Consider the following 25,065-nt stretch of genomic DNA (forward strand, 5'->3'; position numbering starts at 1 on the left):
TTGCGCCAGCGCTTCGAACACGACGCGGACGAGCCCGCAGAACTGGACACCCGGCTGATCTGGGCCGGTTTGTTCTTCTGCCTGGCCGTGTTTGCCAAGTTCCCGCAGCTTGATCTGCAAGTAGCAAGCCACTACTACACCCCGACCCAGGGCTTCCTGCACCGCAACGACCCGGTGGTCTTGTGGCTGTACAACTGGACGCCCTGGATCGGCCGTGCATTGGTGTTGGGGCTGGCATTGTTTTGGGCATTCAATGGCTTGATCGCGGCGTGGCTGCGCAAACGGGGGCAAGACGACAACGCCACCCGATGCGAAGGCCCCTGGCGCCGCGTAGCCGTACTGACCGTGGTCGCCGCACTGCTGGGCCCCGGCTTGCTGATTGAAGGGTTCTTCAAGAACGTGGCCGGTCGGCCCCGCCCTGTGCAAGTGGTCGAGCTGGGCGGCACCGTGCCCTACCGCGGCCCATTCGAATGGGGCGCCCCACCTGAAAACCACAAGAGCTTTGTGAGCAGTCACGCTGCGGCAGGATTCGCACTCATGAGCCTGGGCCTGAGCTGCGGCCCAGTCTGGCGCCGCCGCTGGCTGCTGATCGGCATTGTCAGCGGTGGGGTCATTGGCGCTGGTCGCATGATGCAGGGCGGACACTTCCTGAGCGACATCATTTTCGCCTTCTACTCGGTCTGGCTATGTTGCGAGCTGGTTCGCCTGTGGGACCAGCGCCAACATGCGCAGTCCCTAGCCAGGCGCCGCCGCCACACGCCCTAGCCCACTATTCAGCCCAACACACGGCCCACTACTCGGCCCAGCCACTTTTCGAACGTCACGATCATGTCGAACTCAACCGTTTCATACGACTACGACCGGCAGGACGCTGAAGGCGTGACCTGCACCGCCCACGCTTGGGCGAAAGTCCCTCCCGCGCTGAACCCTCAGGAAAAAGAAGTCACCAAGGCGCGGATCAAGGAGCTACTCAAAGCCAAGAACGCCGTTCTGGTGGCCCACTACTACGTGGATGGCGACCTGCAGGACCTGGCTCAAGAAACCGGTGGATGCGTGTCCGATTCATTGGAGATGGCCCGCTTCGGTCGCGACCATGCCGCCACCACCCTGGTCGTGGCCGGCGTGAAGTTCATGGGAGAGTCGGCCAAGATCCTCAGCCCCGAAAAGCGCGTGCTGATGCCCGATCTCGATGCAACCTGCTCGCTCGACCTGGGCTGCGCGGCCGATGATTTCGCGAAGTTCTGCGACGCCCATCCTGACCGCAAGGTTGTGGTCTACGCCAACACCAGCGCTGCGGTCAAAGCGCGTGCCGACTGGATGGTGACCTCCTCGTGCGCGCTGGCCATCGTCAAGCACCTCAAGGACCAGGGGGAGAAGATTCTCTGGGCCCCCGATCGTCATCTGGGTCGCTACATCCAGAAGGAAACCGGCGCCGACATGCTGATGTGGAATGGCGCCTGCATCGTGCACGACGAGTTCAAGGGTCTGGAACTCGACCTGCTGAAGAAGGATCACCCCAAGGCCCTGGTGCTGGTGCACCCCGAGTCGCCTGAAAGCGTGGTGGCGCAAGCCGATGTGGTGGGCTCGACCTCGCAGTTGCTCAAGGCGGTGATCGAATCAGATGCCCCCGAGTTCATCGTGGCCACCGACAACGGCATCTTGCACCGCATGCGACAGATGGCCCCCAACAAGGTGCTCATCGAGGCCCCCACCGCCGGCAACAGCGCCACTTGCAAGAGTTGCGCACACTGTCCCTGGATGGCCATGAACAGCCTGCAAGGCGTACTGGCCTGTCTGGAACAAGGCACAGGGGAAATCACCGTCGAGGAAGCCATTCGCGTCAAGGCACACAACTGCATTGACCGCATGCTGAGCTTTGTGGCTCAAAACCCCGCAGCCATCACCAAACCCGCTCAAGGCTTCGTGCGCAACATTGGCGCGGCCTGATCCCCTGATACGCATCACACATCATGTTTGACCACAACGAGACCCTGCAAGAAGCCCGCGACCGTAACGTCCGCGATGCCCTGTTCGAAGACGTGGGCGTGTGCGATTGGACCGCGCAACTGGTTCCCGCCACCCAGCGTGTCAAGGCCCGCCTGATCGTGCGCGAGGAAGCCGTGCTGTGTGGCCGCGAATGGTTCGAGGCCTGCTTGCTCACACTCGACCCCAAGGCAACGGTCACCTGGGCCTACGCTGAGGGTGCCCTGATGGCCCCCAACACCGAAGTGTGTGCCATCCAGGCGAATGCCCGTGCCATGCTGACCGCAGAGCGCCCAGGCATCAACTTCCTGCAAACCTTGTCGGCTGTGGCCACGCTGACCCACCGCCACATGGCAGCCATTGAAGGGGCCTCGCCCAATCCACGCGGCTGCGTGGTGCTGGACACCCGCAAGACGCTGCCCGGCCTGCGTCTGGCTCAAAAGTATGCGGTGCGCGTGGGGGGTGGCGCCAATCAGCGACTGGCCTTGTACGACGGCATCCTCATCAAGGAAAACCACATTGCTGCCGCAGGCAGCGTGACGGCCGCCGTGAAGAACGCGCTGGATCTGGTGGCGGCGCAGCCCTCGCCGCAACGAGAACAGATCACCGTTCAGGTCGAGGTCGAAACCCTGGACGAACTGCGCGAAGCCCTTGCCGCAGGTGCCAAGAGCGTGTTGCTGGACAACTTCGACTACGACATGATGCGCGCCGCCGTCGCCATCAACCAGGAGATGCTGCAAGGTGAAGCCCTGCTGGAAGTCTCTGGTGGGGTGACACTGGATCAGCTGCGCGACATCGCCGTCACCGGCGTGGATCGCATCTCGATCGGCAAGCTGACCAAAGATGTCAAAGCCGTGGACTTCTCGCTGCGCGTGATCGAACGCATCGACTGATTCTGGCGCCGATCTCGTCGGCAGGCCTCAAGGCGACTTGAGGCCAAACAAAGGCAGCAAGACGGCGGTTTTTCACGCCACAAAATGGCTCAGTCGGCGCACACTGTGAAGTCCCTTCATGGAGTGACACCCCATGCCTGCCGATTTCACCTCTCTGCGCAACTACTACGAGCACCCTGTCGTCGACGCCGTGATGGCCATGGCCCATCAGTATCCGGCACTCGATGAAGACCTGCTGCCCGATGTGGCTTGCGTGGCCTTGAACCGCCTGCCCACCCGCTACATTCGCCATCAGGTGGACCTGGCCTTCTATCTGACCGAAAAAGAGCGAGCCGAGAACGAGACGCTCGTGAACGAAGCCGTTGCCTACGCATTCGAGTTCGTTCAGGCCCGCGTGGCCATGCGCGCACGCCGATAAAAACGCTCTGACAAGAGCGCCCCCCATCACATTAACAACAGCCACAAAATAGTGGCAGGGAGTACCTATGCTGCAAAAGCTTGAATCAGCCTATCTGGCAATTTTGCGTTTCATGGTGATCGTGATTGCAACCATTCTGTTGGTTGCCGTTGCAGTTTACGGAGGTGGCTCTTGGAAACTTCTGGCGGGAGAGCCAAAAGAAACAGAATTCACGCCAAAAGCCTCTGACCAACAAGTGATTGAATCGGTCATCGGCAAAGAACAAAACAAGCGCGAGACCACAGGAACACCAGAAAGCGAAGACCAAGCAGGCTCCGCAAAAGATCCCAACCAGCCGTTCTACGATAGAGCGGTGGCAGCGATTGCTCAGTTCATTCAAAAATACCAAAAGCCCGCCGAACCTAAACATCGCTACGAGTTGGATGAGAATGGCATAGCACGTGAGGTCATTGACCCACCAGAGGCGCCGCCATCAGTCAATAAGCAAGCGATGGATGAGCATCTGAAATATGTCTGCAAGTCTTTCGAGAAAGGGCAGCACATTGAAGCGTGCGCAAAAAACCTTGCCGACGTTTCGGAAAAGACTTTTGCCGACAAAACCGTGATAGCTCGCGCCGCGACAACATCTGCAATCAGCGTTGCTGACGAGGTTCTGAATAATTTCAAAACCTCATTCCAGAACAGCATTGACGAACACAACGAAAAGCTCGAAAACGCTCAAGCCGAGTACTTGATGGAAAAGGCCAAAGCGATGACAAACTTGTATGTCGCTGGAGGCTCTTTCCTGGGATTTTTGATCATCGTGTTCCTGTCGATTCTGATCAAAATCGAGCGAAACCTGCGCCCCCGAGAAAGCCGCAGCTGAGCCAAGCCCTGGCTGCCATCAAGGCAGCCAGGCGTCTTTCTTTTTGGCCTTCTTGCACAAAATGGTTGGGAAGCTGACCGGCAAGGTACGGGGGTAATCGCGGCTGAAATGCAGCCCCCGGCTTTCCTGGCGTGACAAGGCCGAACGCACGATCAACTCGGCGCAATCCACCAAGTTGCGCAGTTCCAGCAAATCGCGGGTCACACGGAAGGCGGCATAGTAGTCGTCGATCTCGCTGCGCAGCAGCTTGATGCGGTGCAAGGCACGCTCCAGGCGACGCGTGGTGCGCACAATGCCCACGTAGTTCCACATCACCAGGCGAAGTTCGTCCCAGTTATGGGAAATGACGACCTCTTCGTCGGCATCAGATACCTGGCTTTCGTCCCACCCTGGCAATTTGGGCATGGACTCAGGAATTTGGGCCTGGATGTCTTCTGCACACGTGCGACCCAACACCACGCACTCCAGCAAGGAATTGCTTGCCAATCGGTTGGCACCATGCAGCCCGGTATAGGTGGTCTCGCCCACGGCATAGAGACCGGGCAAATCGGTTCGTCCATGCAGGTCGGTGACCACGCCGCCGCAGGTGTAGTGGGCGGCCGGCACAACCGGGATGGGTTGGCGAGCGATGTCGATGCCCAAGGACAGGCAACGCGCATGAATCGTGGGGAAATGTTCCTTGAGGAACGCCTCACCGAGATGGGTGGCATCGAGCAACACGTAGTCCAGACCGTGCTTCTTCATCTCGAAGTCAATGGCACGGGCCACGATGTCACGCGGGGCCAATTCGCCTCGTTCGTCGTGCTCGGGCATGAAGCGGGTGCCGTCGGGCAAGCGCAAGATGGCACCCTCGCCTCGCAAAGCCTCGGTGATCAGGAAGCTGCGTTCCTGCGGGTGATACAGACAGGTCGGGTGGAACTGAATGAACTCCATGTTCGCCACCCGGCAGCCGGCACGCCAGGCCATGGCGATGCCGTCACCCGTGGAGGTGTCGGGGTTGCTGGTGTAGCGGTAGACCTTGCCCACGCCCCCGGTGGCCATGACCACCGCCGATGCCGCCAAGGTTTCCACGCGTTGGTTCTCGATGTCGAGCGCGTAGATGCCATGGCAGCGGGGCTCCACATCACCCAAGACGGTTTGCATGCCATTGCGCTTGAGGTGCCGGTTGGTGATCAGGTCGATCGCCATCCACTTCTCGCGCAAGGCAATATTGGGGTGGCGACGCACCTCGTCAAGCAGCACGTCGTGAATGGCCTTGCCAGTGGCATCGGCAGCATGCGCGATTCGGCGCACAGCATGGCCGCCTTCGCGGGTCAGGTGCAGGCCCAAGGGGCCTTCCGGGTCGGGCGAAAACGGTACGCCACATTTCACCAACCACTCCACGGCCTCGGCGCTGTGGCGGGCGATGAATTCGGCCGTGCGCTCATCAACCAGACCGGCGCCCGCTTCCTGCGTGTCGCGCACGTGCGAGTCGATGCTGTCGTCACTGCCCAGCACACCCACGATGCCGCCCTGGGCCCACGCGGTAGCAGCCTCGCCCAGCTGACGCTTGGCCAGTACGATCACAGGCTGCGTCTCGGCCAGGTGCAAGGCGACAGTCAAACCGGCCAGGCCGGCCCCCACGATGACCACGGGCAAAGACGATTGGGACTCAGCAGACATACAAATCGGGGGCTCTCAAGACAGTTCTTGCCACAGGCTGTGGTGGCTAACGATGCATTCTAAGTGGTCAGCCAATGGCCCCTCGGGGCTCAAGGCTGACAGCGCGCCTGGCCGCAGTAACGCTCGCAAAATGCGCAACCCTGCACCGGCAACCAGCTAGGAAAACGGTAATACAGGCGGTTGATCTGCGCCATGATCTGGTTCCGATAAACCTCGTAACGGAAACCTTGGCCTTCGACCACGTAGAAGTCGGCTCCGCTGACCTGGATGGGGCGCACCCGCACCGACTCGAAATAGGGCCGGTAGTCAATCAAGTCGGGCTCTCGGTCCAAGATGACGTGAATGGTCTTGCCGTTCACGCTGCGGTAGTCAAACACCAGATCGTCTTGCCGGGCGTGCACGCTGCCCATGCCGAACACGGGCACGTGGTGACCGGCTGCATAGCCGTAAATCGACGCCGAAGAATAGGCGCGTGCCATCAGCACCACCCCCGGGGCTTGCGCCTGGGCTACCACTTGTTTGGCGCGCGCGGCTTCCACCAAGCGGTGATAGTGCTTGAACGATTGCAACTGCTCCAGATTCAAGGTGGAAGCCCCTAGCGCCACCAGCAGGTGCAGGCCCAGGAACGCGGCCAAGCCCTTGGCTGCGGTCTTCAGGGCGGTAGGCGGCAGCATCCAGGCCAACAGCACGAAAAGGAAGGGATAGAAGCCCAGCACCCAGTGCAGGCCAATGACCTTTTTGCCCGACATCAAGCCAAAGCAAACCAAGGGAACCAGGGCCATGCAGGCCACCAGCTTTTGCGAGCGCAATGTGGCCGTCAGCGCCTGCCGATGGCGAATCGCCAGCCAGATCACCACAGGGCTGATCAAGTAGGCCATCATGCCCAGGTAAGCCAAGGGCTTGCCTGCTGAAAACGCCGCATCTTCATTGCGGTTGAACAAGTTGAACATGATGTTGGTCCAGCAGTGGTGCAGGTTCCAGACCACGTTCACCGCCACCAGCGGCAAGCTGGCCAGAACCACCCACATCAAACCCCGCCAGTTCTTGCGCTGGAAGGCCAGGAAGTAGGCGGCATACGCCACCCCCAGCAACACCGCAAAGTACTTCGACAGAAACGCCAGCCCAAGGAACACACCGCTGAGCCCATACAAGGCCCAGGCCGATTGCCCGTGGTCGCCCACGCGCTGGGTCCGAGCCTCAGCGCGGACCATGGCCGCTGCGGACCAGGCGGCCCACAGAATCAAGGGCGTGTCGGTGGTCACCAAGGCGCCCAGCCAGTTCACGGGCGCCAGCCAGAACAACAATACGGCCCATGCGGCACGTTCGCGGTTTTCAGGGGCCCAGGCCCACCACATGGCTGCGCCCACGCCCAGGGGCAGCAAGCTGGCAGTCATGCGCACCGCCCACTCTGACTCGCCCAACAAAGCCCGAGAGGCAGCAATCCACCAGCCGACCATAGGCGGATGATCGTAGTAGCCGTAGTCCGGAAAGCGCGACCACCAGTAAAACAGTGCTTCGTCGCCGGTCATGGGCAGAACGGCCGACACCCACAAGCGCATCAGCAGCGACGCCAAGGCCACAAACCACAGCCACCGCGACAGTCGGACTGAACCAGGAGGGGAGATCGAAGACATCAGGTTTCGTGGCCGGCGCCAAGCCGCACGCGCATCAGAAGAAGGCCGGATTTTAGGCTGCCCGCCACTGCTAACATGGCCGCCACAGCATTCCCAAAACCATTCCGATCAGATTCCCAACGGAGACACCATGCAAGCCTGGATTTGCGACAACCCAACCGGCGTCGATGCCCTGACCTGGAAAGAAGCGCCCACGCCCGAGCCCGGCAAAGGCGAGGTTCGCGTTGCCATCAAGGCGGCCAGTTTGAACTTTCCTGACCTGTTGATCGTTCAAGGCAAGTATCAAATGAAGCCCAACCCACCCTTCGTGCCGGGCGCCGAGTTCGCCGGCGTGGTGGAAGCGGTAGGCGAAGGCGTCAAGCACCTGAGCGTGGGTACATCGGTGGCTGGTTTCGCCGGCCTGGGTGGGTTTGGTACGCACACCGTGGCCCCGGCTGCCGTGCTCATGCCCCTGCCCCCTGCATTTTCGTTCGAAGATGCCGCGGCATTCTTGTGTACCTACGGCACCACCTACCATGCGCTGATGGACCGCGCCGCACTCAAGGCCGGTGAAACCGTGCTGGTGCTGGGCGCTGCAGGCGGCGTGGGCACCGCTGCCATCCAGATCGCCAAGGCTGCCGGCGCCAAGGTGATTGCGGCGGCTTCGTCTGACGAGAAATGCGCGCTGTGCAAGCAGTTGGGCGCCGATGCGACCATCAACTACAGCACCGCCAACCTGCGCGATGAACTGAAAACGCTGACCGAAGGCAAAGGTCCCGACGTGGTCTACGACCCAGTGGGCGGCGATCTGACGGAGGCTGCCTTCCGCTCGATTGCCTGGCGGGGCCGCCACCTGATCATCGGCTTTGCCAATGGCGCGATTCCCTCTCTGCCGCTGAACCTGACCTTGCTCAAGGGTGCTTCGGTCATGGGCGTGTTCTGGGGCGAATTCGCCAAGCGCGAACCCCAGAACAATGCGGCCTGCCTGATGCAATTGGCTGCCTGGTACATGGAAGGCAAGATCAAACCCGTGATCGAGCACAAGTTGCCCATGTCGCAGTTGAAGGAAGCCTTCGCGCTGATGGGCTCGCGTCAGGTGCGCGGCAAACTGGTTCTGGTCAACGACTGAGCCAAGGCCCATTCAATGTGCTGGGCCAGCAGTTCACTGCACCCAGCCTCTTGCCCGTCCTCGCGCCCTGCCCCACCCGAACCCTGCAAACCATGTAGTCGGGCGCGCAGGGCGTTTTCAATGGCGTCGCGGTCAGACGCTGACAAGCCATTGCCCGGGTAAGCCGCCAAGGCATTGCCCATGGCCACGGCCAGATTGCGCTGCCAGCGTTCGTGCCCAATGCGTCGAATCGGGCTGCCTTCGGTCAGACGCAAGAAGGTGGCTTCGTCCCAAGCCCACAAGTCCAGGAGCCCCGGCCCATCCAGCACCTTGCGGGTGTCGAAGTCGGGCAAAGTAGCGCGCTGGGCAAACTTGTTCCAGGGGCAGACCAGTTGGCAGTCGTCACAGCCGTAAATGCGGTTGCCCAACAAGGGGCGCAACTCTTCAGGAATGGGCCCGTCGTGCTCGATGGTGAGGTAGGAAATGCAACGGCGCGCATCCACCCGCTGGTCGCCCACAATGGCCTGCGTGGGACACACGTCGCGACACGCCTGGCAACTGCCGCAATGGGCTGTTTCGGGTTCGGTCACCGGCAAGGGAATATCAATGAAGATTTCACCCAGGAAGAAGAACGACCCCGCCTGACGCGACAGCAGCAAGGTGTGTTTCCCGCGCCAGCCCAGGCCGCTGCGCGAAGCCAGTTCAACCTCCAGCACCGGAGCCGAATCGGTGAACACGCGAAAGCCGTAAGGGCCAACTTCATCGGCCAAACGTTGGGCCAGTGTCTGCAGACGCGCCCGCAAGACCTTGTGATAGTCACGCCCTCGGGCGTAGACCGACACCCCTGCCCGATCCGGCTTGGACAGGCGGTCCCACTCGATGGCTTGCCAGTCGGAAGCCAGGCCTTTGGGCAGATAGTCCATGCGAGCGGTCACCACCCGCACCGTGCCCGGCACCAGCTCAGCCGGCCTCGCCCGTTTCAGGCCATGGGCCTGCATGTAGTGCATGCTGCCGTGAAAGCCCGCCTCCAGCCAGGCCAACAAACCTGCCTCGGCACTTGACAAATCCACATCGGCTACGCCAATCTGTGAAAATCCGAGTTCCGTGGCCCATTGGCGCAATTTCTCCATCACGACTGCCGCGTTTGGCACCTCTGGTGCAACAACGTGAAGTGAATGGTTCTGGGGAAGCGGCGCCTGATTCATGTGACGATCGTAGCAAGCTCTGACTCTTCTTTTGGCCCATCTCAAGCCGACTTCGTCTGGAACGACGAAGGGGACTGTGCTGTCATGGCTGCGCGTCTGGCCAAGGCCTTGATTCCGCAACTTCGCCAAGGCGGCTCGGCCATCATTGAGCTGCATGGCACGCTGGGTGCGGGCAAAACCACGTTCACCCGACATCTTTTGCGCGCGTGGGGGGTTGAAGGCCGCATCAAAAGCCCCAGCTATGCGGTTGTGGAACAGCATGAAAGCCCGATTGCGGCGGCCTATCACTTTGACTTCTACCGCTTCAACGACCCACAGGAGTGGGAGGACGCCGGCTTTCGTGATCTGTTTGCCAGCCCGGGGCTGAAGCTGGTGGAATGGCCCGACAAGGCGGCAGGCCTGCTGCCAAGACCCGATCTTCAAGTGGTCATCGAGCCCTTGGTCAACGACCAACGCATCGTTCGCATCAAAGGTGTGTCGGCTCAGGGCCGCTTCTGGTTGTCGTCCTTGACAGACTCAGGCAATGAGCCTTCATTTGAAGCGACCGCCCCCAGTGTGTTTCAGGGAGGGTCTGTGCATGAGTAAGCACCGCGATCACACCCAAACCGCTTTACCTTCCCCACAGGCGGGCCGCCGCCGCATGCTCCAGCAAGCCCTGGCAGGGAGCGTGGTGTTGTGGCTGGGTCCGCGCGAGCTGGCCTGGGGGGCGCAATTGCTGGCTGTGCGAGTGTGGCCGGCTTCAGACTACACGCGAGTCACGCTGGAGTCAGACACCGAACTCAAGGCCCAGTACTTTGCTGTCCCCAACCCCGACCGTCTGGTCATTGACGTGGAAGGGCTGGAGCTGAACCACCAACTCAAGGAACTGGTGCGCAAGGTCTCGAGCGACGACCCCTACATTGCCGGCATTCGCGTGGGCCAGAACCGTCCCAAGGTGGCCCGGCTGGTCATTGACTTGAAGCAGGCCATCAAGCCTCAGGTGTTCGGCTTGGCTCCGGTAGCGGCCTACCAGCACCGTCTGGTGTTCGACCTGTACCCCACACAAGCGCCTGATCCGCAACTGGCTCTGCAAACGCCGACGCGCACGCCTGCGGCAACTCTGGGGGTCCCAGCATCGGCCCCGCCCGCGCCATTGCCCTCCGTCGCGGCAGGCGCAACGCCCAGCGTCGAGGCAGGTGGCAACACCGTTGCGCGCCCTGCTCAATCAGGCAGCACCCAATCTACTCAGGCCGCCAACAGCGTCAACGATGCCCTGGGCGATTTCATTGGCGACCTCAAACGCAAGCCGGGCGAAAAGGTCGGGGACAAAGCCTCAACCCTGGCCAAAGGCAAAGACGGCAAGGACACCCCATTGCCCGACAAGCCCGAACGCGAGGTTGCTGCGGTCGACCAAAACACCGGTGTACCTGGCCGCAAAGGCGCGCAACGACTGGTCATCGTGGCACTGGATGCCGGCCATGGCGGTGAAGACCCAGGCGCGGTCGGCCCCAGCGGCTTGTTTGAGAAAGACGTGGTGTTGGCCGTGGCGCAAAAACTGCGCGCCAAGATCAACGCCCAACCCGGCATGCGCGCCATGCTGACGCGCGAGTCGGACTACTTCGTGCCCCTGCAAGAGCGGGTGGTGAAGGCCCGTAGGGTGCAAGCCGACCTGTTTGTCTCCATTCACGCCGATGCGTTCATGAACCCCAAGGCCCGTGGTGCCTCGGTGTTTGCGCTGTCGGAAAACGGCGCCACCAGCGCAGCTGCGCGCTGGATGGCGCAAAAAGAAAACGCCAGTGATGTGGTGGGCGGCGTCAATCTGAAGGCCAAGGACGCGGGTGTGCTGAAAGCCTTGCTTGACATGTCCACCACGGCTCAGATCAAGGACAGCCTGAAGCTGGGCAGCGCAGTGCTGGGCCACTTGGGCAAGGTCAGCAAACTGCACAAGCCACACGTGGAGCAAGCCGGGTTTGCCGTGCTGAAGGCACCCGATATCCCGTCGATCCTGGTGGAAACGGGCTTCATCTCGAACCCCGAAGAAGAGTCCAAGCTCAACGACGATGACTACCAGCACCAACTGGCCGACGCCTTGCTGCTGGGCATTCAACGCTACTTTGCGAAGAACCCACCGCTGGCTCGCAACCGGGCACTGTGACCCGCTCAAAGCACAACGGCCCCGATCTCTCGGGGCCGTTTTCATTGGGAAGGTCGTCTCGCGGACTCAGCTTGCCGTTTTCTGGCTGGCACGGGTGGCGCGCCAGCCACTGAACAAAGCCAGCAAACCAGGTATCACGATCATGGCCCAGATGATTTTGCTCAGGTTGGCCTGTACAAATGGGATGTTGCCGAACCAGTAGCCAGCCAACGTCAGCCCCACCACCCAGATCAAGCCGCCCACCACGTTGTAGGCCGTGAAGGTGGCGCGGTTCATTTCCGCCACGCCAGCCACAAAGGGAGCAAAAGTGCGAATGAAGGGCATGAAGCGGGCCACGATGATGGTGATGCCCCCGTGCTTTTCATAAAAGTCGTGCGCGGCATTGAAGGCTTTGCGGTTGAACCAACGCGAGTCTTCCCACTGGAATACCTTGGGGCCCAGATACCGCCCAATGCTGTAATTCAACTGGTCGCCCCCGATCGCGGCCACCAAGAGCACGGCCATGGCCACCGGCAGGCTCATGGCCCCCGAGGCACTGAGGGTGCCTACGATGAACAGCAATGAGTCGCCCGGCAGGAAGGGCATGACGACCAGACCGGTTTCAACAAACACGATCAGGAAGAGCAAGGCGTAGACCCAAACGCCGTACATCTGGACGAATTCGGCCAGGTGTTTGTCGACGTGGAGGATGAAATCAATCAGAAAGTGTGCGATGTCCATCCGCGCATTATCGGGGCAGCTTCGTACAATCCCGGGCATGACCACCTCTGCCCCCGCCCGACGCTCTATTTGTGAGCTGCCCGACGAACTCATCAGCCAGATTGCCGCCGGCGAGGTGGTCGAGCGCCCCGCCTCGGTTGTGCGGGAGTTGGTGGACAACGCCCTGGATGCCGGCGCCAGCCAGATCACGCTGAAGCTGATGGCGGGCGGCATTCGGCACATCCTGGTCGAAGACGATGGCCACGGCATTCCGGTGGACGAATTGCCTCTGGCCCTGCGCCGGCACGCCACCAGCAAGATTCGCTCGCTGGATGACCTGGAAAACGTCGGCACCATGGGATTTCGGGGTGAAGCGCTGGCGGCCATTGCCTCGGTATCGGAAATGTCGGTGGCCAGTCGCACCCATCAGGATGGCCACGCCCACCGTCTGGACGCCCGATCGGGCGAATTGAGCCCAGCCGCACGGCAGGTGGGCACCAGCGTGGAGGTGCGTGAACTGTTTTTCAGCACCCCCGCACGCCGCAAGTTCCTCAAGAGTGAAGCGACCGAACTGGCCCACTGCCTGGAATCGGTGCGGCGCCACGCACTGGCCCGACCCGACGTGGGGTTCGATGTGTGGCACGAAGGCAAGCTGGTTGAGAAGTGGCGGCCCGGCACACCCGACCAACGTGTGCTGGATGTCCTCGGGGACGACTTCATTCAAAACAGCCGCCCCGTTGACCTGACCATTGGCCCCATGCGCGTGCATGGCCGCGCGGGCCTGCCTGATGCGGCACGTTCACGATCCGACTGGCAATACTGCTACGTGAATGGCCGATATGTGCGCGACAAGCTCATTGCGCATGGCATTCGCGCCGCCTACGAAGATGTGCTGCACGGATCGCGCCAGCCAACCTATGTGCTGTTCATCGAAATCGCCCCGGATCGGGTCGATGTGAACGTGCACCCCACCAAGATCGAAGTGCGCTTCCGTGACTCGCGCGAAGTGCATCAGGCGGTGCGCAAGGCGGTGGAAGCCAGCCTGGCCTTGTCTCGCGCCCAGGTGCCAGCACCTACCGTGGTGACACCGTCTGAATCGGAAGCGCCGGCCCACACGAGCGGCAATAAACCCGCACACGTGACCGCAACCGGCTCGGCCATGTCGGTGCCCACACAAGGTGCCACCACTGCACCGACACTGCCGCTGATGACACGCGACCAGTCGGCCCTGCCTCTGGGGGCACCCATGGTCGCCGATGCGGCCCCCAGCCAGCGTTGGGCTGGCTGGCCGGTTGGCGCTGCGTCCACAGAGGCGGCTCCCAAGGTCAAAGCCAACCCTTTGGCCGATGACCAGGAAGCGAACGACGCTTCCTATACCCTCGGTATGCAGGTGCAAGAGCGCATCAGCACGACCCAGTGGTCTGCCCCCGCCACACAGGCGAACCCGGAGGCACCAGCCGACGCGCCCCATGACTGGCCTTTGGGCCGCGCCGTGGCACAAATCGGCGGCATTTATGTGCTGGCTGAAAACGCCAAGGGTTTGATCATCGTGGACATGCACGCGGCGCACGAACGCGTCGTGTACGAACGCCTGAAGGCCCAGTTGGCGCACGAACGGCTGGAAAGCCAGCCTTTGCTGATTCCCTTGGTGTTTGCCGCCACGCCGCAGGAAATGGCCACCGCCGAAACCCAACGCGACACGCTGCTGAGCCTGGGGCTGGACCTGGATGCCATCGGCCCAGGCAAGTTGGCCTTGCGATCGACCCCCCAGGCGCTGACCCAAGCCGACGGCATCGAGCTGGCTCGGTCAGTGTTGGCCGAACTGGCCCAGGTAGAGGCCAGCGACGTCATCAAACGAGCCCAGCACGAATTGCTGGCCACCATGGCCTGCCATGGCGCCGTGCGTGCCAACCGCCGCCTGACCCTGACCGAAATGAATGCTCTGCTGCGCGACATGGAAGCGACCGAACGCGTAGATCAATGCAACCACGGGCGCCCGACCTGGCGCCAACTCACGCTCAAGGAACTCGATGCGTTGTTCCTCCGCGGTCGCTGACCCCCTGTCTCGAAAGTAGCCATGACCGAACGCAAGAAGCTGACGCTCAACAAACCCGCTGCGGGTGCCCCCACCGCCGAAGGCGACCGTGGCCCTCGCCGCGCCCCGGTGCGCGGCAGCGGCACTGCCCCCCGCCAACGCCCCACCGCCGAGCAAGCAGCCAAAGCGCGTGAAGAACGCGCCCAACGCGCAGAACGCGGCGACTTCGCCCCCCCCAGCGAGCGTGGTGATCGCTTTGATCGATCCCCCCGCGACGGCCACGCCACTCGCGCAGACCGTGGCCCCCGCGCAGGCTATGCCGATCGAGGCGAGCGAGGGCCTCGCCACGAGTCCGCAGAACGGGGTCAACGCAGCGAGCGCCGAGCGCCGTCCACCCGCTCAGGCCCTGCCTCCTATGGCACTCACGAACCTCGCGACCGGCAAGACACACGTCCAACGCGTCCTGCGCACGCCACTCGTGATGAAGGTGAAGCGTACCCACGCACCGCTGCACCTGCCCTGCCCAAAGTCAGCAGCCACGACGATGGCCGCATGCGCCTGTCCAAGCTCATGAGCGAACGGGGTCTGGCCTCGCGTCGCGAAGCCGACGAGTGGATTGAACAAGGCTGGGTACGTGTCAACGGTGAAGTGGTCGAAGAATTGGGGACCCGCGTGTTCCCCGACGTCAGCATCACCATTGACCCGCTGGCTCGCACGCAACAAGCACAGCGTGTCACGATCCTGATCAACAAGCCCATTGGCTACGTCAGCGGTCAGGCCGAAGATGGCTATGAGCCCGCTGTCGCGCTGATTCGCCCGGAAAACCGCTGGTCAGCAGACCGGGTCAGCACCCAACTGACGCGCGGCCACTTGCGCAACTTGGCGCCCGCCGGGCGGCTGGACATCGACTCCACCGGCCTGTTGGTACTGACGCAGGACGGCCGCATCGCCAAGGCCCTGATTGGCGAAGACTCGGGCATCGAAAAAGAGTACCTGGTGCGGGTGCAGTACATGGCCCAACCTGATGCCACGGACGTATCCCGCGTCGTGCCGCCAGAGGCGATCGATCAACTGCGTTTCGGCCTCGAACTCGATGGCCGCCAGCTCAAGCCCGCCAAGGTGTCCTGGCAGAACGAACACCAGCTGCGCTTCGTGCTGCGCGAGGGCCGCAAGCGCCAGATTCGCCGCATGTGCGAACTGGTCGGACTGAAAGTCGTGGGCCTCAAGCGTGTGCGCATGGGCCGCATTGCGTTGGGCGACCTGCCCATGGGGCAATGGCGATTCCTGCGCCCCGATGAGCAGTTCTAAAAACCTCCTGCCGACCTGGGTGGTCGTGATGGCGGTGGCCCTGCTGACGGGCCTGCAGCCATTGACCACCGACATGTACCTGCCTGCCTTGCCGCAAATGCAGCAAAGCCTGCATCTCACGCCCGCGCAAGCTCAGGCCACCCTGTCGGGACTGATCTTGTCATTCGGTATGGGCCAGCTGATCTGGGGCCCCATTTCCGACCGGTGGGGGCGCAAGGTGGTTTTGCGCTGTGGCCTGACCTTGTTTGTACTGGCCAGTTTGCTGACCGTGATCGCGCAAGACGGCCACACCCTGGTTCTCGCACGTGTGGCCCAAGGTGCTTGCCTGTCGGCCACGGTGATGTGTGGGCGAGCCATGATTCGCGACCTGTTTCAACCGGAAGAAGGCGCCCGCATCATGGCACGCGGCATGACCGGACTGGGCGCCTTGGCGCTGATCGGCCCCATCACCGGGGGGCTGACGGCGACCTGGCTGGGGTGGCGAGCCACCATGGGCTCATTGGCCATCTGCGCCCTGCTGATTCTGCTGTTCGTGTGGCTGTTCCTGCCTGAAACCCTGCCCCCGCACCGCCGCCAGACACGGCTGGACTGGGGCCATTTGCTGCGCCAATGGGTTCAGATTGCACGCCACCCGACGTTCCGTGCCCATACTCTGCTCACGTCCTCCACTTACGGCGGGCTGTTCGTTTACCTCGCCCTGTCGTCGTTCGCATTCATCAACATCCTGCATTGCTCCAAAGCGGTGTATGGGGTGTACATGTCCACACTTTCACTGTCGTATCTGGTGGGCACTTTCTTTTGTCGCAAGTGGCTGCCCACCCACGGGCTGATCGGCACGGTGTCACTGGCAGGTCGCTTTTCCCTGGCCGGCGGCTTGTACATGGCGGCAGTGTCGCTCTACAGCATGCTGTTCAATTTGCCTGCCGCCTGGGCCTTGCTGCCCGGCATGTGGCTTTACGCATTCGCCCACGGCATTCATCAGCCCTGCGGGCAAACCGGCGTGGTGTCGGCTTTCCCCCAACAGGCGGGCGCCGCTTCGGCCTTGTCTGGTTTCGTTCTGGCCTCGGTGGCTTTTCTGGTGGGACTGGTGCTGTCACTGCTCACTGGCTTGCCGGCCTTGACCCATTCCATCCACCCCATGAACCTGGGCATGACACTGGGTGGCATGAGTACAGCCTGGGTCGCCTTTACACTGGTTCGGCAGCATGGCCTGCCTCCTTCGGATGCCGACTGATTCCTTCGCATGACACGCTCACTCCGCACCGACAAGACCTGGATCCTCGCTGGCCCGACCGCCTCTGGCAAAACAGCCTTGGCACTGGCCCTGGCGCAAGAAGTCGACCTCGAAATCATCAGCGTCGACTCGGCCCTGATCTACCGAGGCATGGACATTGGCACGGCCAAACCGACCCCAGCAGAGTTGGCGCAGGTACCCCACCACCTCATTGACATCCTCGACCCGCTGGAAAGCTACAGCGCGGCGCGTTTTGTGAATGATGCCCAGCGCCTGATGAGCGAAATTCGCGAACGTGGGCGCACCCCCTTGCTTGTCGGCGGCACCATGCTGTACGTCAAAGCCTTGATGGAGGGCCTGGACGACATGCCTGCAGCCGACCCGCAGGTGCGTGCCCAACTGGACGAACGCATGCGCGAGCGGGGCCCACAAGCCTTGCACGCTGAGTTGCAGCAAGTGGACCCGGTCACCGCCGCCCGACTGGCACCTGGAGACACCCAACGCATTCAGCGTGCGCTGGAAATCTGGCACACCACAGGCCGCCCCCTGTCGGCCTTCCACACCACACGCTCCCCTCAAGAGTTGGCAGCCAAACAGGCCAGCACCATCATGCTGTCACTTGAGCCGAATGACCGGGCCTGGCTGCACGAGCGCATTGCCCTGCGTTACCGGCTGATGATGGAACAAGGCTTTGTCGACGAAGTCCTTCGCTTGCGCGCCCGGGGCGATCTGCACCCCGATCTGCCTTCCATGCGCTGTGTGGGCTATCGACAAGTTTGGGAGGCGTTGGATGCCGGTGCCGACTTGAATTCGCCGCGCGAGTTGGAAGCCACCATGGAGCGAGGTATCGCGGCGACACGCCAGTTGGCCAAGCGCCAGATCACCTGGCTGCGCAGCATGCCGTGGCGCACCACTTTGGCGTGCGACGAGCCAATCAACACCAACTTGGTGCTTGATTGGCTGAGCAAATAGGACAAAAAAGCGCGTTCTGAAGAGGCTCGCCGAACAATCGAATTTTCCAAACCTTGTTCGGACTTATCCAATCGCGCCAAACAGGCAGCATCACAGTCAACAGATTTGACTTGCTGTACTGACGATCATGAACGCCCTGTCCATCCGCCAACGCCTGATTGGTTTGTGCATCTTCATTTGCCTCATTGCCCTGATTCCCCTGGGTCTGTTGATCCGATCAGGCTTGGAGACCATTCATTTCACGCGCTCAGAGCAAGACGGGGTCAAACCCGCCTTGGTGTTGCTCAAGGCAATTGACCAATTGCAGCGCCACCGCGGCCTTTCGGGGCCATGGCTGCAAGGCTCCGACAAAACCGGCCCCAAGCTGAGCGACACCGCTTCGCAATCCAGCCAACTGCTGCAGGACTACGCCAGCCAGTGGCAAGCAGCGGGGTTCGACGACACCTTGAGCCTGACGGCCAAACAGCTGTCCACACAGATCGCCGAACTTGACACGAAAGTGCGAAGCCGCGCACTCAACATAGACCAAAGCTTTGCCCAGCACAGCCAATTGATCGACCAATTGCTGCATCTGCTCTTCGACAGCGCGGGTAAATCCAATTTGCTGTTCGATCCACAAGACACCACCTACCTGCTGATCATCAGCGGCTTTCAAGAAGGCCCCCGCATCAGCGAACTGGCTGCCCGCATGCGTGGCTTGGGCACGGCCTATCTGGGTGACCAAGGTGGCAATGCCTCGGATGTTCAACAAGCCTTGGACAGCCATGGGCGCCTGCTTGAGCGCATCGCTCATATCGACATGCACCTGAAAGCCGTGGCTCAGCTCAACCCCGATTTGGGCCGCACGCTGGTGACCCCCGCGCTGAGCAAACTCGAGGCACTGCGGGCATTCTCGGCCGACGCGCGCTCCGCCATCCAGGGAGACACCGGCAGCAAAGCCGCCTCCATGCGTGCCACCGAGTTCTTTGACTACGCGACGACCTTCATCAACGATGTCAATCAGATCACCTTGTCGATCACCGAACGCGTCGAGGTCGAACTGAACCAGCGTCAAAGTGAGGCCCAGCGGGCCATGGCCATTCAAATTGCCGTGGTCCTGGCGCTGTCTTGCCTGGGGGTGGCCATCATGACCAGCATGGTCAAAGGCATCCTGAACCCGATTCACCAAATGGAAACCGTGGCCAACCTGCTGGCTCAAGGCAACCTGACACGCAGCTGCGCCACCGACTCTCGCGATGAGATCGGACGCTGCATGAACGCGCTGGAGGCGGCGCGGCTGGGCTGGGTGCGCATACTCAGCTCGCTGACTCAATCGGTTGACGCCGTGTCAGCGGCCTCCAGCCAGATCGCCTCGGGCAGCCATGAACTCAACGAGCGAACCCATGTCACCAGCAGCAACCTGGAGTCCACCAGCCAGGCCATCAACCAGCTGACCAGCACCGTTCAGCAAACTGCTGACTCGGCCAAGCAAGCCGACGAACTGGCCCGCTCAGCCAAAGCCACCGCCAACGAGGGGCACCAGGTCATGGCTCAGGTGGTGTCGAACATGAATGACATCTCCACCGCTAGCCAGAAGATCGCCGACATCATTGGCCTGATCGACGGCATTGCGTTCCAGACCAACATCCTGGCGCTCAACGCAGCCGTCGAGGCGGCTCGCGCCGGCGAAAGTGGGCGAGGCTTTGCGGTGGTGGCCAGCGAGGTTCGCAGCCTGGCCCAACGCACGGCCAACTCGGCCAGGGAAATCAAATCACTGATCAACGACAGCCTGGAAAAAATCGGCACAGGCTCTCAACTGGTCAATCAAGCCGGGACCAATATGGAAGCCATCATGCGTAGCAACCAGCAGGTTACCGACATCATTGGCGAGATTTCGTCGGCCACGCAAGAACAGTCCAGCGGCTTCGTGCTGGTCAACCACTCGATCAACCAACTCGACGGCATGACCTCGCAAAACGCGGCACTGGTGCGCGAATCAAACGAGTCGGCCACCAACCTGCGCAAGCAAGCTCAACAGCTCACCGAAGGCATTGCTGTGTTCCAATTCAACCCCGCCGAGGTTCGGTAACGGTGTAGCTCAGGTGCCTCAGTGGGCACCTGAGTCCACCGCGGCACCTCGCGCGGGCTTGGCCAGCCACACCAGTGGAATCAAAGCCAGGAACAACCAGGCCGAGACCAGAAAGACATCGTCAGCCGCCCGCGTGAAAGCCTGCTGATCAATCAGACGGGTGACCTGTGCCAGCGCCTGCTCCATGCTCAGGCCCATGCGAGTCAAACCGCCAATGGCTTCGATCGCAGCCGGGTCGGTGACGCTGACCTTCTCGACCAGATGAACATGGTGCAAGGTGGCTCGGTCATCCCAGATGGTGGTGACCACCGACGTGCCCATCGCCCCAGCCGTGATACGGCAGAAATTGCTCAAACCCGATGCCGAGGGAATCTTGTCCGGAGTCAACCCAGACAGGGTGATGGCACTCAAGGGAATGAAGAAGAAGGCAATGGCCGCCCCTTGCAACACGGTTGGAATCAGGATGGTGGTCATGTCCGCCTGGACCGTGAAGTGCGAGCGCATCCACAGCACCAAGGCAAAACCAAGGAAGGCCACAGTCGACAAACCACGGGGATCGACCCTCGTGACGTTCTTGCCGACCAAGGGCGACAGCACGATGGCCAACAATCCCACCGGCGCCATGGCCATGCCCGCGGCCGTGGCGGTATAGCCCATGTACTGCTGCAGCCACATGGGCACCAGCACCACGTTACCGAAAAACAAGCAGTAGGCCACGGACAAGGCCATGGCTCCCAGAACGAAGTTGCGACGTGCAAACAGCCGGATGTCGACCACCGGATGCGCTTGCTTCAGTTCCCAGTACACAAACAAGATGAAGCCAATCAAGGCTGTCCAGCCCAGACCTTGAATCTGGCCGCTTTCAAACCAATCCAATTCCTTGCCCTTGTCGAGCATGATCTGCAGCGATCCGACCCACAGCAACAGCAATCCCAGACCAACCGAATCGATAGGCGCCTTGCGTATGGGCGTTTCCCTGCTGGCAAAGATGCGCCAAGTCACCGCTGCAGCCGCCAACCCCACGGGCACATTGATGTAAAAGATCCAGGGCCAGGTGACGTTGTCGGTGATCCAGCCACCCAATAGCGGGCCGGTGACCGGCGCCACCAGCGTCGTCATGGCCCACATGGCCAGAGCCACCCCGGCCTTGGCCGGCGGATAACTCGCCAGCAGCAAAGTTTGCGACAAAGGGATCATGGGCCCGGCCACAAGGCCTTGCAGCACCCGAAAGGCAATCAGCCATTCCAGCGACGGTGCAAAACCGCACAGCCAAGATGCCAGCACGAACAACAGCACGCTCAGCGTGAACAGACGCACAGCCCCGAAGCGCTGCGTCAACCATCCGGTCAAAGGCACCGAGATGGCATTGGCCACACCAAAACTGGTAATCACCCACGTGCCTTGCGTGGGGCTCACCCCCAGATCGCCCGCAATGGCAGGCAAGGACACGTTGGCAATGGACGAGTCCAGCACGTTCATGAACGTCGCCAGAGACAAGGCCACCGTACCAGCGACCAACTTGCCGCCGGTCAGCGGCGGCGGAGGGGTCATGCCAGACGCCGCTGCTGCGGCCGCTTGAGGCTGAGCCATGCGCCGCTCCTCAGGCGCGAGGACGCTTGCCGGACGACTTCACCGCTGCGGCGGCCTGCTGTGTGCCCACACGTCCCGCATTGGCCACGATGATGCGACTGACCAAGGCTTCTGCATCCTTCTGAACCGCATCGAACACCTCAGTCCGGGCCACGGGCTCCTGCCGCGGGGTTTGAGCCAACATGGCACCAGATTGCTGGCTCACATCGACTTCAACCTCCATCGACAACCCCACTCGCAAGGGGTGGGCCTTCAACTCATCGGCCTGCAACGCAATACGAACCGGCACACGCTGGACAATCTTGATCCAGTTGCCGGTGGCGTTCTGGGCGGGCAGCAAGGAAAACGCGGCCCCCGTCCCTGCTGACAAGCCCACCACCGAGCCGTGATAGACCACCTTCTGCCCGTACACGTCTGCCGTCAGGGTAGCCGGTTGACCAATGCGAATACGTTGCAGCTGGCTTTCCTTGAAGTTCGCATCCACCCAAGCCTGGTCCAACGACACCAGCGACATCACCGGTGTTCCCGCTTGAATGCGCTGCCCTACCTGCACATTGCGCTTGGCCACATAGCCGCCCACCGGTGCGGGCAGTTCAACGCGCTTCCACGCCAGATAGGCCTCACGCACCCGCGCGGCCGCACGGGCCACGTTCGGATGCTGCGCGATGGTGGTGCCATCGGTCAAAGATTGATTGGCGAGCAACTGCTCTTGCGCAGCACTCAATGCGGACTGAGCAGCAGCCAAGGCTGAGCGTGCCGATGTCAACTGCGCCGTACTGTGGTTGAACTCTTCCTGGCCAACCGCTCCAGTTGCCACCAAAGGAGCACGGCGCTTGACGTCGTCTTGCGCGCGAGCGACTTCATTTTGCGCCTTGGCCACATCCGCCTGCCGCAGTTGAATCTGCGCCTGCAGACTGCCGTTGTTGGCAAACAGGGTGCGCACCTCGCGCACAGTCTGCGCCAGTTGTGCCTGCGCCTGATCCAGGGCGACCTGGGCATCGGCCGGGTCCAACTTCAGCAACACTTGCCCCGGGCGAACCAGGTCGGTGTCGTCTGCGCCAATGGACAGCACCGTCCCGCCCACAGCCGGAGTCACTTGCACGACGTTGGCCTGCACATAAGCGTTATCGGTGTGTTCCACTTTGCCTGACATCGCGAAGTGATACGCACCGTAGGCCACGCCCCCCAAAGCCAAGGCCACCACCAAACCACGCACGGCGGGGCGCGAAGGTTGACTGCTCTCAGCGCCACTCACTTGGCTCGGGTTCATGAAGCATCTCCGGGAAAAGAGCCGCCCAGCGCTCTCACCAGCGCGGCTTGTGTATCAATGGTGCGTGCCAGCAGGTCGACCGCAGCACGGCGTTGGTTCAATACGGCCGACTCAGCGCTGAGCACCGTCAGATAGGTCCCCAGGCCCGCACGGTAGCGCTGCAGGGCCAACTGATAGGCTGCTTCGGCACTGGCCTGCGCCTGTGCCTGCTCGCGCCGCTGCCGCTCAATCGATTGCACCGACGTGATCTGGTCTGCCGCATCCCGCACCGCGTCGAACACGGCTTGCTGATACTGAGCGACAGCCAGATCCTGCTCAGCCACTCGGCCCTGCAAATTGGCTCGTCGACGCCCTCCCTCGAACAAGGGCAAGTGCACAGCTGGCATCAGGCCCCATTGCTGAGAGCCACTGTCGAACAGGCGATCCAGCCCTTTGGCATTGACGCCCGCAAACGCGACCAGATTGACATTGGGGTAAAACAAAGCACGGGCCGCCTCGGTCTGATGCCCGGCAGACTCGACTCGCCACAACGCAGCCTGAATATCTGCCCTGCGACCAAGCAAATCCACCGGCACCTGCACCGGGGCCGATTGCGCACGCAGCGCACTCAAGTCGGGCGACAACGCATCCAGCGAGTTGGGCCCTTTGCCTGCGAGTGCAGCAAGGGCATGCCGAGCCAGCACAATCTGCTCTTGAACGGCTTCAAGCTGGACCCGGGCATCCGGAAGCGCTCCTTCCCCTTGCTTCAATTCCACAGCAGTGTCCAGGCCGGCCTGCACGCGCTGGCGCACCAGAGCCAGAACCTCTTCTCGCTGCGTCAGCAAACGCTGGATCACGTCACGCTGGGCCAGCAAGCGGCCCAACTGAACATAAGCTCGGACGAGCTGAGTCGACAGCAGCACCCGAGCGGCCTCCGAATCCGCCTCAGCCGCTCGCGCCTGTCCTACAGCTGCATCCAACTCGGCGCGTTGACGCCCAAACAAGTCCAGTTCCCAAGAACCTTCCAGCTGCAGGGTTCCCAGCGTGATCGGGTGCCCCGACAGCGGCGGCGGGAACAAGCCCAGCGCCGAGTAGCGCTGGCGCTCGACTTCGCCTGTCAGTTGCACTTGCGGCTCATCCGCCCCACTCACATACCGTGCCTGCGCCTGGGCTCTCGCCATGCGGGCCTGCGCCATACTCATCGAGGGCGAGTCTTCCAGGGCCTGCGTGATCAGCGCATCCAGTTGCGCATCACCCAACCGGCGCCACCAGGGGTCGGCGTTCGTCGCTTCGCGCACCGAAGGTTCTTTGACCCCCAGGTCAGCAGCCAAACGGGTTGACGTTCGCGCTTGAATGTCCTGGTGCGAAGCACAGCCTGACATCATCGCCAGAGTCGCTGATGACACCACGGCCAGGGCAAGCGGCCGCCATGACCGCCTGGCGCTTGACTTGCTCATTCTTCTTCCCCACAGCAGCGACTCGATTTCATGGGCGCATCACCGAAATCGCAACCGTCGCGCATGGCTTCGGCATTGGCCAGCATCCTGCGCATCAGACTCATCAGGGTCTCCCATTCCTGTCGCGTAAAACCCGCCAGCAAATGGTTGTGCACGTCGGCCAGCACACGCGGCACCTGGGCCGAGGCCTGCTTGCCTTCGGGAGTCAAAGCCAGATTGACCACGCGGCGATCCTCGGTAGATCGCTCCCGTTTGCACAGCCCCTTGGCTTCAAGTCGGTCCAATGTTCGGGTCAACGCACCCGCATCGATCTGCAATTCGCGAGACAACTCGGCCAGCGTCGTGGCCCGTCCCTGCAGAATCAGAAACAAAGGCCCCCATTGCGCCTGGGTCAGATCAAGCGACTCCAATCGCTTGTCGGCCTGATTCACGATCATCAACATGATGCGGCGCATCAGGTAGCCAATCGAGTTTTCGCTGTTGTAGCCAGCAGCATCGTAGAAATCGACCGGCGATGGCGCCGAACCCGCCGACTCCCGAGAAGGATTAGAGTGTTTGACCATGCCCAGCAA

At 61.8% G+C, this 25,065-nt stretch carries 21 protein-coding genes; 13 read left to right on the forward strand and 8 right to left on the reverse strand.

Features of this window, described 5'->3' with window-relative positions; translation table 11 throughout:
- The 5 genes from VFW72_RS15570 to VFW72_RS15590 all read left to right on the forward strand — a co-directional run bounded on the left by VFW72_RS15570 (nucleotide 1) and on the right by VFW72_RS15590 (nucleotide 4,159).
- Complete coding sequence (locus tag VFW72_RS15570) at nucleotides 1–765, forward strand: phosphatase PAP2 family protein (RefSeq protein WP_329675207.1); 765 nt, start codon at nucleotides 1–3, stop codon at nucleotides 763–765.
- 63 nt (nucleotides 766–828) lie between these two features.
- A complete protein-coding gene (gene nadA / locus VFW72_RS15575; RefSeq protein WP_329675208.1) occupies nucleotides 829–1,947 on the forward strand; it encodes a quinolinate synthase NadA in 1,119 nt (372 codons plus the stop codon).
- A gap of 23 nt (nucleotides 1,948–1,970) precedes the next feature.
- Nucleotides 1,971–2,876, forward strand: coding sequence for a carboxylating nicotinate-nucleotide diphosphorylase (gene nadC / locus VFW72_RS15580; protein ID WP_329675209.1), 906 nt, complete (start codon nucleotides 1,971–1,973; stop codon nucleotides 2,874–2,876).
- A gap of 133 nt (nucleotides 2,877–3,009) precedes the next feature.
- Nucleotides 3,010–3,294 carry a late competence development ComFB family protein gene (locus tag VFW72_RS15585; RefSeq protein WP_329675210.1) on the forward strand — a complete coding sequence of 95 codons (285 nt, stop codon included), beginning with the start codon at nucleotides 3,010–3,012 and terminating at the stop codon, nucleotides 3,292–3,294.
- Between the two features lie 67 nt (nucleotides 3,295–3,361).
- The gene (locus VFW72_RS15590) at nucleotides 3,362–4,159 is read left to right on the forward strand and encodes a hypothetical protein (RefSeq protein WP_329675211.1); all 798 of its coding nucleotides are present in this window, start codon (nucleotides 3,362–3,364) and stop codon (nucleotides 4,157–4,159) included.
- An 18-nt stretch (nucleotides 4,160–4,177) separates the two neighbouring features.
- On the opposite strand, the gene nadB is transcribed toward VFW72_RS15590, so the two are convergent.
- Both nadB and VFW72_RS15600 read right to left on the reverse strand, forming a co-directional pair.
- Complete coding sequence (gene nadB / locus VFW72_RS15595; RefSeq protein WP_329675212.1) at nucleotides 4,178–5,821, reverse strand: L-aspartate oxidase; 1,644 nt, start codon at nucleotides 5,819–5,821, stop codon at nucleotides 4,178–4,180.
- An 89-nt stretch (nucleotides 5,822–5,910) separates the two neighbouring features.
- A complete protein-coding gene (locus tag VFW72_RS15600) occupies nucleotides 5,911–7,455 on the reverse strand; it encodes an ArnT family glycosyltransferase (RefSeq protein ID WP_329675213.1) in 1,545 nt (514 codons plus the stop codon).
- A 130-nt stretch (nucleotides 7,456–7,585) separates the two neighbouring features.
- Between VFW72_RS15600 and VFW72_RS15605 the strand changes: the two genes are divergently transcribed.
- Nucleotides 7,586–8,563, forward strand: a complete 978-nt coding sequence (locus VFW72_RS15605; RefSeq protein ID WP_329675214.1) for an NADPH:quinone oxidoreductase family protein — start codon at nucleotides 7,586–7,588, stop codon at nucleotides 8,561–8,563.
- Here VFW72_RS15605 and queG read toward each other — a convergent pair.
- On the reverse strand, nucleotides 8,527–9,672 hold the full coding sequence (gene queG / locus VFW72_RS15610) for a tRNA epoxyqueuosine(34) reductase QueG (RefSeq protein ID WP_329675267.1): 1,146 nt from the start codon (nucleotides 9,670–9,672) through the stop codon (nucleotides 8,527–8,529). The genes VFW72_RS15605 and queG overlap by 37 nt on opposite strands.
- 45 nt (nucleotides 9,673–9,717) lie before the next feature.
- Between queG and tsaE the strand changes: the two genes are divergently transcribed.
- Both tsaE and VFW72_RS15620 read left to right on the forward strand, forming a co-directional pair.
- Nucleotides 9,718–10,332: a tRNA (adenosine(37)-N6)-threonylcarbamoyltransferase complex ATPase subunit type 1 TsaE gene (gene tsaE / locus VFW72_RS15615; protein WP_414638816.1), complete on the forward strand. Its 615-nt coding sequence runs from the start codon at nucleotides 9,718–9,720 to the stop codon at nucleotides 10,330–10,332.
- Entirely contained in the window at nucleotides 10,325–11,881 is a 1,557-nt protein-coding gene (locus VFW72_RS15620) for an N-acetylmuramoyl-L-alanine amidase (RefSeq protein WP_329675216.1), read from the forward strand. Before tsaE ends, VFW72_RS15620 begins: the two co-directional genes overlap by 8 nt.
- Before the next feature lie 66 nt (nucleotides 11,882–11,947).
- On the opposite strand, the gene VFW72_RS15625 is transcribed toward VFW72_RS15620, so the two are convergent.
- A complete protein-coding gene (locus VFW72_RS15625; protein ID WP_329675217.1) occupies nucleotides 11,948–12,601 on the reverse strand; it encodes a DedA family protein in 654 nt (217 codons plus the stop codon).
- A gap of 37 nt (nucleotides 12,602–12,638) precedes the next feature.
- On the opposite strand from VFW72_RS15625, the gene mutL reads away from it, so the two are divergent.
- The 5 genes from mutL (at nucleotide 12,639) to VFW72_RS15650 (ending at nucleotide 20,197) form a co-directional block, all read left to right on the forward strand.
- On the forward strand, nucleotides 12,639–14,636 hold the full coding sequence (gene mutL, locus VFW72_RS15630) for a DNA mismatch repair endonuclease MutL (RefSeq protein ID WP_329675218.1): 1,998 nt from the start codon (nucleotides 12,639–12,641) through the stop codon (nucleotides 14,634–14,636).
- 21 nt (nucleotides 14,637–14,657) lie between these two features.
- Nucleotides 14,658–15,923 (forward strand): pseudouridine synthase, encoded by a 1,266-nt coding sequence (locus VFW72_RS15635; RefSeq protein ID WP_329675219.1) that lies wholly within the window; start codon nucleotides 14,658–14,660, stop codon nucleotides 15,921–15,923.
- On the forward strand, nucleotides 15,910–17,157 hold the full coding sequence (locus VFW72_RS15640; protein WP_329675220.1) for a multidrug effflux MFS transporter: 1,248 nt from the start codon (nucleotides 15,910–15,912) through the stop codon (nucleotides 17,155–17,157). Before VFW72_RS15635 ends, VFW72_RS15640 begins: the two co-directional genes overlap by 14 nt.
- Nucleotides 17,158–17,166: 9 nt before the next feature.
- Complete coding sequence (miaA, locus tag VFW72_RS15645; RefSeq protein ID WP_329675221.1) at nucleotides 17,167–18,129, forward strand: tRNA (adenosine(37)-N6)-dimethylallyltransferase MiaA; 963 nt, start codon at nucleotides 17,167–17,169, stop codon at nucleotides 18,127–18,129.
- A 127-nt stretch (nucleotides 18,130–18,256) separates the two neighbouring features.
- Nucleotides 18,257–20,197, forward strand: a complete 1,941-nt coding sequence (locus VFW72_RS15650) for a methyl-accepting chemotaxis protein (protein WP_329675222.1) — start codon at nucleotides 18,257–18,259, stop codon at nucleotides 20,195–20,197.
- 18 nt (nucleotides 20,198–20,215) lie between these two features.
- Here VFW72_RS15650 and VFW72_RS15655 read toward each other — a convergent pair whose 3' ends face one another.
- Genes VFW72_RS15655 through VFW72_RS15670 form a run of 4 tightly spaced genes read right to left on the reverse strand, consistent with a single transcriptional unit; the run spans nucleotide 20,216 to nucleotide 25,056 of the window.
- Entirely contained in the window at nucleotides 20,216–21,787 is a 1,572-nt protein-coding gene (locus VFW72_RS15655; protein ID WP_414638817.1) for a DHA2 family efflux MFS transporter permease subunit, read from the reverse strand.
- Nucleotides 21,788–21,797: 10 nt separating this feature from the next.
- Nucleotides 21,798–23,057: an efflux RND transporter periplasmic adaptor subunit gene (locus tag VFW72_RS15660; RefSeq protein ID WP_414638818.1), complete on the reverse strand. Its 1,260-nt coding sequence runs from the start codon at nucleotides 23,055–23,057 to the stop codon at nucleotides 21,798–21,800.
- Nucleotides 23,054–24,493 (reverse strand): efflux transporter outer membrane subunit, encoded by a 1,440-nt coding sequence (locus VFW72_RS15665; RefSeq protein WP_329675223.1) that lies wholly within the window; start codon nucleotides 24,491–24,493, stop codon nucleotides 23,054–23,056. Before VFW72_RS15665 ends, VFW72_RS15660 begins: the two co-directional genes overlap by 4 nt.
- Nucleotides 24,490–25,056: a MarR family transcriptional regulator gene (locus VFW72_RS15670; protein WP_329675224.1), complete on the reverse strand. Its 567-nt coding sequence runs from the start codon at nucleotides 25,054–25,056 to the stop codon at nucleotides 24,490–24,492. The genes VFW72_RS15665 and VFW72_RS15670 overlap by 4 nt, the downstream gene beginning before the upstream one ends.
- Between the last annotated feature and the right edge of the window lie 9 nt (nucleotides 25,057–25,065).

Origin of the sequence: Aquabacterium sp., from assembly GCF_036273115.1 — a bacterium.
GTDB lineage: Bacteria > Pseudomonadota > Gammaproteobacteria > Burkholderiales > Burkholderiaceae_C > Aquabacterium.

Bases quoted from the DNA above. Each gene is read 5' to 3' on its own strand.
- mutL (WP_329675218.1), top strand. From the start codon at position 12,639: ATGACCACCTCTGCCCCCGCCCGACGCTCTATTTGTGAGCTGCCCGAC.
- VFW72_RS15655 (WP_414638817.1), bottom strand. From the start codon at position 21,787: ATGGCTCAGCCTCAAGCGGCCGCAGCAGCGGCGTCTGGCATGACCCCT.
- VFW72_RS15625 (WP_329675217.1), bottom strand. From the start codon at position 12,601: ATGGACATCGCACACTTTCTGATTGATTTCATCCTCCACGTCGACAAA.
- VFW72_RS15605 (WP_329675214.1), top strand. From the start codon at position 7,586: ATGCAAGCCTGGATTTGCGACAACCCAACCGGCGTCGATGCCCTGACC.
- queG (WP_329675267.1), bottom strand. From the start codon at position 9,672: ATGGAGAAATTGCGCCAATGGGCCACGGAACTCGGATTTTCACAGATT.
- VFW72_RS15620 (WP_329675216.1), top strand. From the start codon at position 10,325: ATGAGTAAGCACCGCGATCACACCCAAACCGCTTTACCTTCCCCACAG.
- nadC (WP_329675209.1), top strand. From the start codon at position 1,971: ATGTTTGACCACAACGAGACCCTGCAAGAAGCCCGCGACCGTAACGTC.
- VFW72_RS15590 (WP_329675211.1), top strand. From the start codon at position 3,362: ATGCTGCAAAAGCTTGAATCAGCCTATCTGGCAATTTTGCGTTTCATG.
- VFW72_RS15650 (WP_329675222.1), top strand. From the start codon at position 18,257: ATGAACGCCCTGTCCATCCGCCAACGCCTGATTGGTTTGTGCATCTTC.
- VFW72_RS15665 (WP_329675223.1), bottom strand. From the start codon at position 24,493: ATGAGCAAGTCAAGCGCCAGGCGGTCATGGCGGCCGCTTGCCCTGGCC.
- VFW72_RS15635 (WP_329675219.1), top strand. From the start codon at position 14,658: ATGACCGAACGCAAGAAGCTGACGCTCAACAAACCCGCTGCGGGTGCC.
- tsaE (WP_414638816.1), top strand. From the start codon at position 9,718: ATGGTTCTGGGGAAGCGGCGCCTGATTCATGTGACGATCGTAGCAAGC.
- VFW72_RS15670 (WP_329675224.1), bottom strand. From the start codon at position 25,056: ATGGTCAAACACTCTAATCCTTCTCGGGAGTCGGCGGGTTCGGCGCCA.
- miaA (WP_329675221.1), top strand. From the start codon at position 17,167: ATGACACGCTCACTCCGCACCGACAAGACCTGGATCCTCGCTGGCCCG.
- VFW72_RS15660 (WP_414638818.1), bottom strand. From the start codon at position 23,057: ATGAACCCGAGCCAAGTGAGTGGCGCTGAGAGCAGTCAACCTTCGCGC.
- VFW72_RS15600 (WP_329675213.1), bottom strand. From the start codon at position 7,455: ATGTCTTCGATCTCCCCTCCTGGTTCAGTCCGACTGTCGCGGTGGCTG.
- VFW72_RS15585 (WP_329675210.1), top strand. From the start codon at position 3,010: ATGCCTGCCGATTTCACCTCTCTGCGCAACTACTACGAGCACCCTGTC.
- VFW72_RS15640 (WP_329675220.1), top strand. From the start codon at position 15,910: ATGAGCAGTTCTAAAAACCTCCTGCCGACCTGGGTGGTCGTGATGGCG.
- nadA (WP_329675208.1), top strand. From the start codon at position 829: ATGTCGAACTCAACCGTTTCATACGACTACGACCGGCAGGACGCTGAA.
- nadB (WP_329675212.1), bottom strand. From the start codon at position 5,821: ATGTCTGCTGAGTCCCAATCGTCTTTGCCCGTGGTCATCGTGGGGGCC.